The sequence below is a fragment of the Stenotrophomonas rhizophila genome (assembly GCF_003751305.1).
Taxonomy (GTDB): Bacteria; Pseudomonadota; Gammaproteobacteria; order Xanthomonadales; family Xanthomonadaceae; genus Stenotrophomonas; species Stenotrophomonas rhizophila_B.
The window spans coordinates 176,479-190,937 of record NZ_RJKV01000004.1; the positions used below are offsets into that span (position 1 = coordinate 176,479).

The 14,459-nt window shown below is 67.1% G+C and carries 10 protein-coding genes; 1 reads left to right on the forward strand and 9 read right to left on the reverse strand.

The features are described 5' to 3' along the window. Positions 1 to 90: 90 nt before the first annotated feature. Positions 91 to 2,931, reverse strand: coding sequence for a bifunctional [glutamate--ammonia ligase]-adenylyl-L-tyrosine phosphorylase/[glutamate--ammonia-ligase] adenylyltransferase (gene glnE / locus EDF74_RS17755; RefSeq protein ID WP_123731346.1), 2,841 nt, complete (start codon positions 2,929 to 2,931; stop codon positions 91 to 93). A gap of 375 nt (positions 2,932 to 3,306) precedes the next feature. Here glnE and EDF74_RS17760 point away from each other — a divergent pair, with 375 nt between their 5' ends. Next, on the forward strand, positions 3,307 to 4,821 hold the full coding sequence (locus tag EDF74_RS17760) for an acetyl-CoA hydrolase/transferase family protein (RefSeq protein ID WP_123731347.1): 1,515 nt from the start codon (positions 3,307 to 3,309) through the stop codon (positions 4,819 to 4,821). 219 nt (positions 4,822 to 5,040) lie between these two features. On the opposite strand, the gene hglS is transcribed toward EDF74_RS17760, so the two are convergent. The 8 genes from hglS to EDF74_RS17800 form a co-directional block, all read right to left on the reverse strand. Next, positions 5,041 to 6,408: a 2-oxoadipate dioxygenase/decarboxylase HglS gene (gene hglS, locus EDF74_RS17765; protein ID WP_123731348.1), complete on the reverse strand. Its 1,368-nt coding sequence runs from the start codon at positions 6,406 to 6,408 to the stop codon at positions 5,041 to 5,043. A gap of 99 nt (positions 6,409 to 6,507) precedes the next feature. Then, positions 6,508 to 7,053, reverse strand: a complete 546-nt coding sequence (locus EDF74_RS17770) for a hypothetical protein (RefSeq protein ID WP_123731349.1) — start codon at positions 7,051 to 7,053, stop codon at positions 6,508 to 6,510. Beyond that, positions 7,050 to 7,802: an HAD family hydrolase gene (locus EDF74_RS17775; protein WP_123731350.1), complete on the reverse strand. Its 753-nt coding sequence runs from the start codon at positions 7,800 to 7,802 to the stop codon at positions 7,050 to 7,052. The genes EDF74_RS17770 and EDF74_RS17775 overlap by 4 nt, the downstream gene beginning before the upstream one ends. A gap of 109 nt (positions 7,803 to 7,911) precedes the next feature. Beyond that, the gene (locus EDF74_RS17780) at positions 7,912 to 8,328 is read right to left on the reverse strand and encodes an EF-hand domain-containing protein (protein WP_070471524.1); all 417 of its coding nucleotides are present in this window, start codon (positions 8,326 to 8,328) and stop codon (positions 7,912 to 7,914) included. 219 nt (positions 8,329 to 8,547) lie between these two features. Continuing rightward, a complete protein-coding gene (locus EDF74_RS17785) occupies positions 8,548 to 8,925 on the reverse strand; it encodes a hypothetical protein (protein ID WP_123731351.1) in 378 nt (125 codons plus the stop codon). A 43-nt stretch (positions 8,926 to 8,968) separates the two neighbouring features. Further along, complete coding sequence (locus tag EDF74_RS17790) at positions 8,969 to 9,706, reverse strand: M15 family metallopeptidase (RefSeq protein ID WP_260232316.1); 738 nt, start codon at positions 9,704 to 9,706, stop codon at positions 8,969 to 8,971. Next, positions 9,660 to 11,237 carry a serine hydrolase domain-containing protein gene (locus tag EDF74_RS17795; protein WP_123731352.1) on the reverse strand — a complete coding sequence of 526 codons (1,578 nt, stop codon included), beginning with the start codon at positions 11,235 to 11,237 and terminating at the stop codon, positions 9,660 to 9,662. Before EDF74_RS17795 ends, EDF74_RS17790 begins: the two co-directional genes overlap by 47 nt. A 191-nt stretch (positions 11,238 to 11,428) precedes the next feature. Then, complete coding sequence (locus EDF74_RS17800) at positions 11,429 to 14,455, reverse strand: TonB-dependent receptor (RefSeq protein ID WP_123731353.1); 3,027 nt, start codon at positions 14,453 to 14,455, stop codon at positions 11,429 to 11,431. Positions 14,456 to 14,459: the final 4 nt, after the last annotated feature.

A 14,459-nucleotide genomic window follows, 5' to 3' on the forward strand; every position in this document is an offset into this window, starting at 1 on the left:
GGCCGGCTCAGCAGAGTCCATGGGAGCCGGCCGGCGGCCGGCACTACCGGTGCCAGAGCGGTGCGAGGCCGATGCCCGGGCAAACCGCCGTCAGCTCACAACGTCGATCCGCACCTGGAACGGCAACCCCGCCGCATCGCTTGCCGCGGTGATCATCGCGCGTGCCGCTTCCAATGCAGGGGTCGGTGGCGCCAGGCGCGGGCGGCGGTCCAGCGTGCAGGCCAGGCCCACATCCAGCAGCGCCGCATGCGCCTCGTGCAGGCCATCGCGGGTGCCGCCGGGCAGCCAGGCGATGTCGGCCAGTACATCGATCAGGCTGGGGGTGTCGCGCGGTTGCACCACCTGCGGGTGCGTAACGGCGCTGTCGAGCACGCCGGTCTGCAGCAGGAATTCGAGATCGACAATGCCACCTGCGCCCTGCTTGAGATCGAGCCGTGCGGCGTCGCTGCGGTCCAGCTCGGCACGCATGCGCGCCCGCATCTTCAGCACGTCGGTGTAGAGCACGGCGTTGTCGCGCGGGCGCGCCAGCGTCTGCGCGCGCACCCGTTCGAAGTCGGCCAACAGCGAGTCATCGCCGGCGATGGCGCGGGCACGCACCAGTGCCTGGTGCTCCCAGGTCCAGGCGCGTTCGCGCTGGTATTCGGTGTAGCTGGCCAGTGAGGACACCAGCGCGCCCTTGCCACCGTCCGGGCGCAGACGCACGTCGATGTCGTACAGGCGGCCGGCGGCGGTGACCGCGCCGAGCATCGCCATCACCTTCTGCGCCAGGCGCGCGTACCAACGGCCGGGATCCAGCGGGCGTGGGCCGTCGCTGCTGTCCTGATCGGCCGGGTGATCGTGCAGGAAGACCAGATCCAGATCCGAGCCGAAGCCCAGCTCCAGTCCGCCCAGGCTGCCGTAACCGATGATCGCGAAACGCCCGCCGGGAATGCCGCCGTGCTGGCGCTGCATGTCGGCCTGCACCAGCGCGAGCACCGTGACCACCACCGCCTGTGCAAGCTCGGCCAGTTGACGGGTGGTATCGACCGCGCGCTGGCGACCATCCAGCGTGGCCATCGCCATGCGGAAGCTCAGCGCCAGCCGGGTCTCGTTGAGCAGGCGCAGCGCGGCTTCGGGATCATCGATCGTCAGCGCGACAGCGCACTCGGCCTGCATGCCTGCCGCATCCGGCATCGGGCCGGAGACGCGCACGTCGAGCAGTTCATCGAGCAGCAGCGGATACGCCGCCAGGCGCTCGGCCAGCAATGCGCTGCGTGCAAGTACATCGACCAGGCGTGCCAATGCGCTGGGCTGTTCGTCGAGCAGGGCGAGATAACTGGTCCGGCGCAGGATCGCCTGCAGCAGGCCGAGCACGCGCTTGAGCGCGGCATCCGGCTGCGGCGAGCGCGTGGCGGCGTGCAGCAGCGCAGGCAGCACGCGGTCCAGGCGCGCACGCGCGGCATCGGACAAGGACTTCACCCCGGAGCTCTGCGCGAAATCACGCAGCGATTGATCGGCGCTGCCGGCATCGAAGAAGCCGGCCTCGGCCAGTACCTCGGCGCTGCCGTTGTCGGGCAGGCCGCGCCAGTAGCTGGCCAGTGCATCCGGCGCGGCCTGGCCACGGCGCGGTGCGAGCAGTGCGGCGAACTCGGTGCTGACGCGCTCGCGCTGCACATCCAGCGCGGCAACCAGCGCGTTCCAGTCGTCGTAACCGAGTCCGCTGGCGATGCGCAGGCGGTCGGTGGTGTCGGTGGGCAACGCATGCGTCTGTGCATCTCGCAACATCTGCAGGCGGTTTTCCAGGCGACGCAGGAACCCGTAGGCATGCAGCAGGTCGGCGCCGTCCTGCTCGGCCATCTGGCCGGAGGCGACCAGCGCCGGCAGCGCGTGCAGCAGACGACGCTCGCGCAGTGGGGCTTCGCGGCCGCCGCGGATCAGCTGCAGGGCCTGCGCGAGGAATTCGATTTCGCGAATGCCGCCGGGGCCACGCTTGATGTCATCGTGCATCTCGCGGCGCGAGACCTCGGCGGTGATCGCGGCCTTCATCTCGCGCAGCCCATCGAGCGCGGTGAAATCCAGATAGCGGCGGTAGACGAACGGGCGCAGGGTCTGCAGCCACGCTTCGCCCGCGGCGATATCACCGGCGACGGCACGCGCCTTCAGCCAGGCATAGCGCTCCCAGTCGCGGCCTTCGCGCTGGAAGTACTGGTCCATGCCGGCGAACGACAGCGCCACGCGCCCGGCATTGCCGAAGGGACGCAGGCGCAGATCGACGCGGTGGCTGAAGCCGTCCACGGTGGTGTCATCCAGCAACCGCGCGAGGCGCTGGCCGAGGCGTGCGAAATACTCCTCGGCCGCGAGCGGGCGTGCGCCATCGGATTCACCGCCCTGCGGGTAGGCGTAGACCAGGTCCACGTCCGAACTGAAATTGAGTTCACCACCGCCCAACTTGCCCAGCCCGAACACGACCAGCTGCTGCGCGCTGCCGTCCGCCGCATGGATCACGCCATGGCGGCCGGTGAATTCCTGCTCCAGCGCGGAAAGAGCCAGCTGCAGGCACTCCTCCGCCAAGCGGGTGGCACCGGCAAGCGTGGCAGGCACGTCATCCTGCCCGGTCAGGTCGCGCCAGATCAGGCGGGTGGAGGCGGCGGTGCGGTAGCGGCGCAGGCGCTGCTGCCATTCGCTGGGCTGCAGTGGATCCAGTTCCGGCAGGGGCAGCGGTGGGCAGCCCTCCTGAGTGAGATGCGACAACAGCGCCGGCTGGCGGCACAGGGTGTCGATGGCGAAATCGCTGGTGACGGCCAGCGCGCGCAGGGTGTCCAGCACGGGCGCGGGAGGCGGCCAGTGGCCGCCATCGGTCAGTGACAGGGCCAGGCGCGCCAGGGCGCGATCAACCAGGGGAACAAGGGCGTCGGGGACGCGCGCGGGCGCGGCGAGGTCGGAAATCGGCATGAGGGGATTATGCCCGGCGCGGGTCGCCCTGCAGGGCAGGAAGCGTGTTCACCGGTTGCGCGGTCGTGAGCGGGCGCGTGTCGACGCGCGAGACCCAACGGCGCCCCGATGTTCCGGAGGCGAGACATAAAAAAGCCCGCTTGCAGCGAACTGCCAGCGGGCTCTGCTCCCTCCCCCACGTCGGGATGCAGGTCGATCTTCTAGGGTCGGCGACGAACTTGCACGCTGCACTGCAAAACAATACTTGCGGGTACAGAAGTAGGCCGCAAACCTGAACAGGGAGGCGCAGATGTGAAAACGCCATCCCACCAAGGTAGAACCCCTGCCCCTGCGTGGATCGCCGATAATGGAGATCCCCCCAAAAACGTTGTCGTCATGTCTGTCGATCGCATTGCAAACGCGCGTCTGCGTGACCGCGTTGTCTCCGCCGAAGCTGCCGCCGCCCTGATCCAGCCGGGTGAAACCGTCGCCATGAGCGGCTTTACCGGTTCAGGTTATCCCAAGGCGGTGCCGGTCGCGCTGGCGCAGCGCATCGAAACAGTGCACGCCCAAGGCCTGCCCTTCCAGATCAGCCTGATGACCGGCGCCTCGACCGCGCCGGAGCTGGATGGCGCGCTGGCCAAGGCCGATGGCATCGCGATGCGCATGCCCTTCCAGAGCGACCCGGATGCGCGCAACCGCATCAACGAGGGCAAGCTGGATTACATCGACATCCACCTCAGCCATGTCGCCCAGCACGTGTGGTTCGGCTTCTACGGCGATATCGATACCGCGGTGATCGAGGTCTCGGCGATCCGCGAGGACGGCTCGCTGGTGCCCTCCACCTCGGTGGGCAACAACAAGACCTGGCTGGACCTGGCCAAGAAGGTGATCGTCGAGGTCAACGAATGGCAGCCGGCCGGCGTGGACGGCATGCATGACATCTACTACGGCACCGCGCTGCCGCCGCACCGCAAGCCGATTCCGCTGGTGCACGCCAACGACCGCATCGGTGAGACCGCGCTGCGCTGCGACCCGGACAAGATCGTCGCCGTGGTGCGTACCAACGGCCCGGACCGCAACAGTCCGTTCAGCCCGATCGACACCACCAGCGAGCAGATCGCGCAGTACCTGATCGAATTCCTCAAGCACGAAGTGGCCAGGGGCCGCCTGCCGGCCAATCTGCTGCCGCTGCAGAGCGGCGTGGGCAACATTCCCAACGCGGTGTTGGCCGGGCTGGCCAAGAGCGGCTTCCGCGATCTGAGCGCGTTCACCGAGGTGATCCAGGACGGCATGCTCGATCTGCTGCGCGATGGCGTGCTGAGTTACGCCTCCTGCACCGGCTTCGCGCTGAGCCCGCAGGCGAACGAGACCTTCAAGGAACACATCGATTTCTACCGCGAGCGCATCATCATGCGCACGCAGGAAATCTCGAACCATCCGGAGCTGGTGCGCCGCCTGGGCTGCATCGGCATGAACGGCATGATCGAGGCCGACCTGTACGGCAACGTCAACTCGACCCACGTGATGGGCAGCCGGATCATGAACGGCATCGGCGGCTCGGGCGACTTCGCGCGCAACGGTTTCCTGTCCGCGTTCCTGAGTCCTTCGACGGCGAAGAACGGCAGCATCTCGGCGATCGTGCCGATGGTCAGCCACGTGGATCACACCGAACACGATGTGTCGGTGATCGTCACCGAACAGGGCCTGGCCGATCTGCGCGGCCTGACCCCGCGCAAGCGCGCGCGGGTGGTTATCGACAACTGCGCGCATCCGGATTTCCGCGATCAGTTGAATGACTATTTCGACCGTGCCAGCCGCGAGAGCTATGGCAAGCACACCCCGCATCTGCTGCCCGAAGCGCTGTCGTGGCACCAGCGGTGGCTGGATACCGGGACGATGAAGGCCTGATGCTGCACGGTACCGACCAACGGTCGGTACCTACCGGGGCGTTCTGTTTCCGTGTTGCGATGCACGGACCGGGGCGTTCTGTTTCCGGGTAGTGCCGGCCGCTGGCCGGCTCCACGCATTACCGTCCGCAAGCCCGGATGCGCGTTTGGTACATGAGGAGCCGGCCAGCGGCCGGCACTACCCGTAGGACGGTCCGTAAGTAGTCAGCGATCCGGGCCGTCAGCCGCCCCGCAGGGACGTCAGTGATTCGGCCTGCAGCCGCGCGTAGATCGCGAACTCGTCCTCCACCGTCATGCCCAACGCCTGCTCGAAAGCATCGCGGTTGGCATGTGCGGCGTAGGCACGCTGTTCGTCGCCGCCGAGGTTGGACTGGAAGATGCCCGCGGCGCTGACCGGCAGGAAATCCTCGTAGACGATCGGGTCGGCACTGGCCAGACCGGCGGCGATCAGCGCTTCGGCCGGCAGATCACCCACCGCACCCGGGTTGGCACGACCAGCGTCGGTCAGGGCGTAGCGGTAGTACCCCAGGCCCTCGCGGCGCAGGGTGTCGTGGTCGTCCGGGAAGGCGGTGAATGCCTCGGCCAGGCGGGTCGGGTAATCCTGGCCGGTGCTGCCGGCGCCACCGCTGTCGCGCGCCTGCGCAAGCAACTGGTCATACAGCGCGCGGCCCTTGGGCGTCAGCGCGAGGCCCCGCTGTTCGATCTCGCCGAAGCGCGCGGTGTGCGTGCCGGGATCGCCAGCATCCCCTGACGGGAAGTGCACGCTTTCTTCCAGCGCCTTGAAGCTGGTCTGGCGCAGCAGGATCGGGCAGCGGCGCGGTGGTGGGCCTTCGATCACGGCCTTGGCGTCGATGCCACGGGCCAGCATGCCGTCCTGCGCGGCGTCGATGTCCAGCGTGCGCGGGGTCAGGTGATTGATGTGCGGGCCGCGGAAGCTGACCACATCGGCGATCAGCCGGTGCGCGTCATGCAGCGCGTGATAGGTATCCAGCGATACCGTAGCGTCGCCATGCCAACGGAACGTCTCCAGCGCCTCGATGACGAAGCGGCGCGCATCGGCTTCGTCGAGGCCGCCGTCGCGTTCGGCCTGCGCGATCAAGGCCAGCGCGGTGTCGGTGAAGATCCGGCGCTCGGCAAGAATGGCAGCGGACTGCTCGCGCAGCGCGGCGTTCTCGATCAGCTCCAGCCGCAGCAGCGAGGTGAACACGCGGAATGGATTGCGCGCCAGCGCCTGCGCGGTGCGCGGACGGAAGGCGGTGGAATGCACCGGCACGCCGGCCACCGAGAGGTCGTAGTAGCCGATCGGGTACATGCCCATCAGCGCGAACAGGCGGCCCAGCGTGGCCAGTTCTTCGGCCGTGCCGACCCGGATCGCACCGTGGCGTTCCTGGTCCAGCCTGGCGCGCTCGTCAGTGCGGTCCAACTGCTCGGCCAGCGCCGGATGGGCGGTCAGCACGGCATCGTTGATCTCGGCCACCAGGTCGACCAGCGTGCCGTACAGCGGCACCTCGGTGCGGTACATGGTGGACATCGCCTGGGCGAACAGGCTGCGGATATCGTCGGGTGAAACGAAACGGTCGGTGCTCATGACGTACTCGGCAACGGATCACGGGGGAAGGTGCAGCAAGCGCTGCATTGTCGCCGAGGGCAGGGGTTACCGCGATCTGCACAGCAACAAAGAAGTCCCTCAGCGCGCGGGCGACGTGGGACTGCTCGCCGCGCGCTGGCGCTGCTCGCGGTTGCCGAGCTGGCGCTGCAACGTCGCGTCCAGCGTCACCGGGCGGTCCCAGTGGTCATGGCTGGCGACGATGGCGTGGCGCAAGGCGCGCCAGTGCAGATTGGTCGGCGTGACCGGCAGCTGGGCCACTACCGCTTCCCAGCGTTTGGCCTCACCGTCCTCCGGTACCGTGCGCGACCACGTCTGCACGCTCTCGCGGCAGGAACGTTCGATCACATGCGCCCAGAAGCAGGCGAAGTAGATGTCGCCGGCCTGCCAGCCGTGGGTGTGCATCAACGCAGCGATGTAGCCGCGCGAGACGCCGGCATAGCGCGAGACTTCATCCAGAAAGCTGTCCGGGTAGCGCTCGGCGTAATGGTTGATGTCCTGCAACTGGGTGTCGACCCAGGCATCGCCGGTGTCCACCACGTAGGCGGCGGATTTCTCCGGGGTCTGCTCGGCCGTGGCTGCCCAGGGCAGCATCAGCAGCAGCGCGAGCAGGCCGGCACGCATCATCCGGCCTGTGCGGCCTTGGCTTCGATGGTCCGCAGGGCCTGCGGCCAGTCGAAGGCGGTCGGTGCGTCGACCATGCGCGGTTCGTCGTCGGCCACGCCGTGCTGGGTCTCGTGCGCCCAGGTCACTGCGTACGGGGTGTGGATACCCCAGCCACCGAGGGTGATCACCGGCTCGATATCCGAGCGCAGCGAATTGCCGACCATCACGAAGCGCTTGATCGGCAGATCGAACTCTTCCAGCACGCGGGCATAGGTTTCCGGGTCTTTCTCGGAGACGATCTCGATGCGCGGGAACAGGTCGCGCAGGTTGGCCACCTTGATCTTGGCCTCCTGATGGAACAGGTCGCCCTTGGTGATCAGCACAACCGGGTAGTCGCGGGCGATCTCGGTGACCGACTCACGCACACCGTCGATCAGCTCGACCGGGTGGCGCAGGGTGTCGTGGCCGATGTCCAGCATCTGCTGCAGATCGCGGGCGCTGATGGTCTGGTTGGTGATCTCGATGGCGGCTTCCACCATCGACAGGGTCATGCCCTTCACGCCATAGCCGAACACGCCGAGGTTGCGCTGCTGCACTTCCAGCAGGTGGCGCGCGGTCTGTGTGTCGTGCACGTCGATGTAGCGCGACAGGATATCCAGGTAGTCCTGCTCGGCCTTGCGGTAGAAATCCTCGCTCTTCCACAGCGTGTCATCACCGTCAAAACCAACCAGGCCGATAGCGCCTTGCGGCGTGGGCAGGGAAGTCATCATCGGCCAAGGATACCAACAGCGGCCCAGCGGCCCCACCCCGGCGGCCCATAAAGAAAGGGCGGCCGAAGCCGCCCTTTCCCCCTCACTGCGCTACCGGTGTCCCCGGTCCTTACTTGCTCTGCTGGGCGCCGTTGCCGGCCGGCTTGCCCTGCTGTGCGGCGACGTACGCCTTGTATTCGTCCGGCGAGAGCTCGCCGTCCTTGTTGGTGTCGGCCTGGTCGAACACCTGGGCAAGGCCCGCGTTCACCTGTGCCTCGGCCTTGCTGATGGTGCCGTTGCCGTCGGTATCGACGCTGGCCCACGTCTGGCCACCGCCACCACCGGCCTGCGCGGAGGCCTGTGCTGCGGCGTTGGCAGCGGTATCTGCTGCGTCGCCCGCCTGCGCTGCCGCCTGCTGTGCCTGAGCGGCCTGATTCTGCGCCTGCGCGGCACTCTGCTGTGCCGACTGGGCCATCGCCGGAATGGCCAGCACACTGCCTGCGGCGACGATCAGGGCGATCAGGGGCTTGCGGTTGCGAATAGTCATTGGGGTGGTCTCCTTGGTAGGTATTGCGCGGCCTGTTGTTTCCGCACGGCCCCACACTGCCACCCCGTTTGTGAATCGATATTGCCCCTCGACCGCGCTGCGCACGCGGCCTTAACCACCTGCGCGAACGCGTGCATTACCGCAGTGGTTAGCCACAGGTGAGCAGTTGGTAACACGCCCATTCATTGGCCCCGGATTTAACCGGATGCGAACGCAATCTCACGCGGTGTTGCTGTTTTTTTTGCCTGAGCGGGAACTGAACAAAAGCCACCCCAGTGCAACACCGCCGATCGCACCGGCCACCTCGAGCACTACGCGCGAGCCGAGCTCGTTCGGATCATGGATACCGGCCAGGAACAACCGCGCATACAGCGGCGACTCGAGCCGCATCATGCCCATATAGAAGAGATTCCACGCATCGATGCCGGCCGAGGCCACCACCGCGATCACGCAGGCCCAGCCGATCGCATGGCCGTCGGTCCAGCCTGCCCAGCGACACAGGCGATGCCACAGCGCATACACCAGCAGCCCGACCAACAGCGCGATCAGCCCTGCCTCCATCGTTCCCAGCAATCCAAAGTGCAGCGGCAGGTTCATCGTGGTCCGATCCGGCGGTCAGCGCACAGTGTAGCGGTGCGCCTCAGCGGACCGGCACGTCGTAGGCGGTGGTCGGCGCCGGCTCGGGCTGCAGGGTGAAATGCCACCACTCCATCGGGTAGTTGGCAAAGCCATGCCGTGCCATCGCCTGGCGCAGGTGCTGGCGGTGGCTGCGCTGGGCCTCGCTGATCTCCGGCGCATCGGTATGCGCGCGCGGGCCGAAGAAATCGAAGTCAGTGCCCATGTCCACGGGCGCGCAGGGGCCGTCGCGGCAATCGAGCAGGGTCAGATCGACCGTCGCAGCCCGGCTGTGGCCGGAGGTCTCGGCGATGTAGTCGCCGAGCAGGGCCGGCTTGTCGATGTCCGGGTACTGCAGGGCCTTGCGCGACTGCTCCTTGGGATCACGCGCCCAGGCGACGAAGGCCGTCACCGCGTGAGCCGGGCGGTAGCAATCGTAGAGACGCAGCGCGTAGCCCTCTGCCCGCAGGTCGGCCTCCACCTGTGCGAGTGCGGTCGCCACCGGGGCGAGCAGATAGCATTTGGGCGCGTCATAGCCGGGCACGCGCTGGCCGGTGAAGTTGTCGGGGCCGGCGTAGCGGATGTCCTGTTCGATCGCCGGTGTCAGCGTGCGGATGTCGACCAGTCCGGCCTCGGCCATGTCGCGGGCGGGCGAGATCGTCACCGCTGGCGCTGCCGCGTGGGCACTGCCGGCCAGCAGTGCCAGCAGCAGCGCGCTACGGGCAATCGCCGGTGCGGGTGAAGTGCAGGTCCTGGTAGTCATAACTGAAGTCGATCTCCGGATCGATCGCGGCGAAGGTCAGGGCGGGCGTCGCGCCTGGCTGCAGCTGCAACCAAGGCTCGGCATCGGCCCCGAGCGTATCCCACTGCACCAGCCAGCGCCCACCGAGCTGCATGACCTGGCCGCGCAGCAGGGGCGACTTGGCGACAGTGAAACGCAGGCGTCCCTGTTCCGGGCAGAGCAGCGCCTCGCCCAGCCACGGATCGCGATAACGGCCGTGCGCGGAGGCCGTGGTGCGAAGCGAGGCGGGTCGACGCGCGCCGGTATCCGGGCGCACCTGCCCGGCATCGCGGCGGCCGGTGCGCTCCTGGTCCAGCAGGGCCAGATAATGACTCACGTCGGCCGAGTCGTCCGGTGCGGTGTAGGTCTTCAACGCGGCCTGCATCAGCGCGGTGCGTGCATCCTCGGCGTCGCTGTTGATCAGGATCACCACACCGACCTTGCGGTCCGGCAACAGCGCGAGCGAGGAATACATCCCGGACAGCGTGCCGGTGTGGGCCACCTTCCACTGGCCGTCCATGTCCGACACGCGCCAGCCGTAGCCGTAGGCGGACACATGTGCGTTGTCCCAGCGACGTTGGCGCTCGCCCAGCGGCATCGGCATGTGCGCGGTCCAGAGCGCGCGGCGCTGCGCCGTGCTCAGCCAACCGGGCACGAGCGCCGGATCGAGCAGCACCTGCATCCAGCGGGTCATGTCGCGCAGGCTGCAGCGGATGCCACCGGCGGCCATCGAGGTCAGATCGGTGCTGGTGTCACCATCGGCACCGCGCACCACGTTGCGGCCGTCCTTCCACGTGTGCGGCTGGGCAACGTTGCCGACCGCCACGACCGACCACGCGCCGACCTGGCAGCGATCCATGCCCAGCGGCGAGAAGACTTCCTCGCGCAGCAGTTGATCGTAAGGTTTGCCCCCGGCTGCGGCGGCGACTTCACCGGCGACCACGTACATCAGGTTGTCGTAGGCATAGCCGCTGCGGAAGCTGGTGACCGGCTTGAGGTGGGCCAGCCCGGCGATGATGTCCTGGCGGGTGAAGCGGTTCGGCTCGGGCCACAGCATCAGATCGCCCGCGCCCAGGCCCAGGCCGCTGTTGTGGATCAGCAGATCGCGGACCTGCATCTGCTGGGTGACCCACGGGTCATGCATGCGGAACTGCGGCAGGTACGTGATGACTGGATCGTCCCAGCGCAGGAGACCGCGGTCGACCAGCCGGGCGAGCAGCGCGGCGGTCATCGCCTTGCTGTTGGAGGCGATCTTGAACAGGGTATCCGGGTTGATGGCCTCGCCCTGCCCGGCGCGGCGCTCGCCGCGGGTGCCGATGAAGACGGGATTGCCATCGTCGACGACGGCCATGGCGATGCCCGGCAGGTGTTCGTGGGCGACCGTCTGATCGAGCAGGCGGTTGAAGGTGTCGGTGGGCTCGGCTGCCCGTGCGCTGGACGCGATGGCCAGGGTGCAGGACAGCCCAAGCGTGAGAAGGCGGGATGGGATGCGCGGTGAGGTGCGTGACGGCATGGGTTCCCTCGTCATGACCGGAGGGCGTGCTTCGTTGGCCGCCGGTTTAAAGCTGTACCGACCAACGGTCGGTACCTACCGGATGGCGGTGGAGACAGGTGCCATTCCGCGGTCGGTTGCGCGCGTGCACGCGGCATGGCGGTGAAGGCAGGTGCCGACTCATCGTCGGCACCTGCCACGTGCGGACCGGATCAGAAGTTCCAGGTCACCATCAGCTGCGTGTAACGCGGTGCCTGCCAGCGGGTGCCGGTGTTGAAGGTGTTCTCACGCACCTGGCCCGGCTGGGCTTCATAACGCTGGTGCACGTTGATGACGGTCTGGTTGTTGAACAGGTTGTAGACCGACAGGCGCGCGCTCAGGTCGATGCCCTCCACCGGCAGCCGCCAGGTGACGTTGGCGCCCATGGTCCAGGTCCACGGCAGGCGACCGAAGGCGCCGCGCGGGCTGTACTCGAACTGGCGCTGGTTGTACGCACCCGAGCAGTTGGCCACGCACAGCCAGCCGGTACCGCCGCCACTGCCTTCACTGGAGGTGCTGCCGCCGGCCACGGTGTCGTTGGGCCACATCACGCCGAAGGCGGTGATCGGGCCACCGGACACCACCTGCAGCGTGGTGCCGAACGACCACTGCTCGTTCAGCGCGTAGGCGGCGCGGAACTTGAACTGATGGCGGAAGTCGTTGAACAACGGGCCATAGCGCTGGTTGTTGGACGGATGATCCCAGTGCTGGACCATGCCGGTGTCGCCGTAGTTGGTATCCGAATTGACCGGACCTTCGAAGTTGCCATCGCTGCGCGACCAGAGGTAGGACGCGTTGAACAGCCACTTCTCATCCCACGCGCGGTCGATCTGGAATTCCAGCGCCTTGTAGGTGCGCTTGGGCTTGGAATAGCCCACCACCTCCAGACTGCCTCCCTTGCGGTAGCCATCCTTGGCGGTGTCGATGGTGATCCAGCCCTCGGTGGTGCAGCCGATGCTGGAGTCGCCCCAGATCGTCAGGCTCTCGCCCGGGTTGGCGATCGGCCACAGGGTGGTGCCCGTCGGGCCGCACGGGGTGTGGTTGATGCGCATGTCATCCAGCGCGCGGTCCATCTTGCGGTAGGTCGCGTTGACGCCCCACGACCAGGCCTGGTTGATCATGGTCTGGAAACCGAGGATGTACTCGTCCTGGTAGACCGCCTTCAGGTCCTTGTCCACACTCTGGCGCAGGTCGGCCGCGCCGGTGTTCATGCGGGTATCGACCGGGCCGATCTGCTGGCCGATGACCGGGGCCATGTACGGCGCGCCGGTGACCGGGTTGGCCTGCTGCTGCCAGCCGTTGAGCACGTAGTAGGAGTACTCGTCGGTAAGGCCGCCGGCGAAGTTGACGTTGATGTTGTTGGTCACCGGCAGGTAATAGCGGCCGGCGTTGCCGAACAGCTTGGTGCTGCCGTCGCCCTTCATGTCCCACGAGAAGCCGAAGCGCGGCGCGATCAGGTCGTCCATCTTGATGAAGGCGTCGCCATCGGCGGTGCGGTTCTCGAAGCGGTCCCAGCGCACGCCGAGGTTCAACATCAGGTTCGGGGTGATGTTCCAGATGTCTTCCAGGTAGAACGCGTTGGCTTCCGTCTCGAAGGTGCCGCCGGACACGCGGTTGCGTGCGCGCAGCATCTCGGTCACACCGGCCGGCACATAGGCGTTGGCGCCATCCCACACTTCATCGCCGGGCCGGGCGACGTAGGCGGTGTAGCTGAGCTGGGTCGGCCCCGGGTAACGCGTGGACTGCTCGGTGGTCATCAGCTCGCGGTCAACACCGAAGCGCAGCAGGTGCGTGCCCAGCTGCCATTCGAAGTCCAACCGCGCGACTTCACGCGTGTCGTCGCGTTCGGCAACGGCGGCGCCGGTGGGGTGGCAGCCCGGGCGCAGGCCGTTGAGCTTGCCCAGACGTGACGCGTAGCTGGCATCGGTGAATACCGGGCTGCACGCTTCATCCAGCGAGGAGTTGGTGAAGGCGCGCTGGTTGTTTTCGCCGACCATGGCACGCGCGGTGAAGTTCTCGCCGAAGTGACCGGTATAGGTCGCCGACCAGTTCTTGCCACCGGTCTCGGTGACCGAATCGCCGCCCCACGCACCGATCTGATCGTCATCCCAATCGTAGTTGTACGAGCCGTTGGTGATCTCGCCCTCATCGGAGAACGCCAGCAGCGCCAGGCTGTGGTTGTCGTTGATGTTCCAATCCAGCTTGGCGCCCCAGAAGCCGTTGTCGCTCTTGTTCTTGAACCAGGTCAGCGCATCGGAGGACGTGTTGTGGCCGGTGTCGTCGCGATCTTCATACATCGCGAACAGGAACAGCTTGTCCTTGATGATCGGCCCGGAACCCCAGACGTTGGTCTTCAGGAACGAGCTGTTGTCGCGGCTGGCATAGGAATGCGGCGTGCCGTCGCGGTGGAAGTGATCACGCGGGCTGGAGCGCAGCGCGCTCGGTTCGGCAGTGACTTCCACGCCCCCCTGGAACTCGTTGGTGCCCGAGCGTGTCACCGCGTTGATCACGCCGCCGGTGGAGCGCCCGAATTCGACCGAGTAGCCACCGGTCTTGACCTGGAATTCGTTGAAGAAGCCGAACGGCGCGCTGGAGAAGCCACGACGGGTGTACATGTCGGTGACGTTCAGGCCGTTGATGAAGACCGCGTTCTCAGCCACCGAGGAACCGGCGAAGGACAGGCCACCGAACGAGGAATTGCCGCCGACCACGCCGGGTGCCAGCAATGCCACCGCCGATAGATCCTGCGCCACCGGCAGGCGCGACAGCTCCTGGCGGTTGACGTTGAACGAGGTCTCGGTGGAATACACATCCACGCGGTTGACCACGCGGGCACCGATCACCTGCAGCGCATCGAGGTTGACCACATCGCCGCTGCTGGCCAGGTTGACGGTGGTGGTGCCGCCGACCGCCACGCTCACCGCGAACGGCTCGCCCAGCGTCTGGCCATCACGGCTGAGCTGCAGCTGGTAATCACCGACCGGCAACTGGCCCAGGCGGTAGCTGCCATCGGCACTGGCCGTGACCGTACGGGTCAGGCCGGTGCCGTTGCTGACGACCGTCACCTGGTCACCGGCAGTCGCACGGCCGGCCACGGCACCACTGACGTTCTGTGCCGAAACGCCCATCGGCACCAGGCTGCCGAGACACACGCCGAGTGCGGCGTACAACGCCGCACGCTTCAATCGCTTTGCATTCATTCCC

Coding starts and splice junctions, on each gene's coding strand:
- EDF74_RS17790 (WP_260232316.1), bottom strand. CDS start 9,706: ATGACTACCAGGACCTGCACTTCACCCGCACCGGCGATTGCCCGTAGC.
- EDF74_RS17760 (WP_123731347.1), top strand. CDS start 3,307: ATGTCTGTCGATCGCATTGCAAACGCGCGTCTGCGTGACCGCGTTGTC.
- EDF74_RS17770 (WP_123731349.1), bottom strand. CDS start 7,053: ATGATGCGTGCCGGCCTGCTCGCGCTGCTGCTGATGCTGCCCTGGGCA.
- EDF74_RS17800 (WP_123731353.1), bottom strand. CDS start 14,455: ATGAATGCAAAGCGATTGAAGCGTGCGGCGTTGTACGCCGCACTCGGC.
- EDF74_RS17775 (WP_123731350.1), bottom strand. CDS start 7,802: ATGATGACTTCCCTGCCCACGCCGCAAGGCGCTATCGGCCTGGTTGGT.
- EDF74_RS17795 (WP_123731352.1), bottom strand. CDS start 11,237: ATGCCGTCACGCACCTCACCGCGCATCCCATCCCGCCTTCTCACGCTT.
- EDF74_RS17780 (WP_070471524.1), bottom strand. CDS start 8,328: ATGACTATTCGCAACCGCAAGCCCCTGATCGCCCTGATCGTCGCCGCA.
- glnE (WP_123731346.1), bottom strand. CDS start 2,931: ATGCCGATTTCCGACCTCGCCGCGCCCGCGCGCGTCCCCGACGCCCTT.
- hglS (WP_123731348.1), bottom strand. CDS start 6,408: ATGAGCACCGACCGTTTCGTTTCACCCGACGATATCCGCAGCCTGTTC.
- EDF74_RS17785 (WP_123731351.1), bottom strand. CDS start 8,925: ATGAACCTGCCGCTGCACTTTGGATTGCTGGGAACGATGGAGGCAGGG.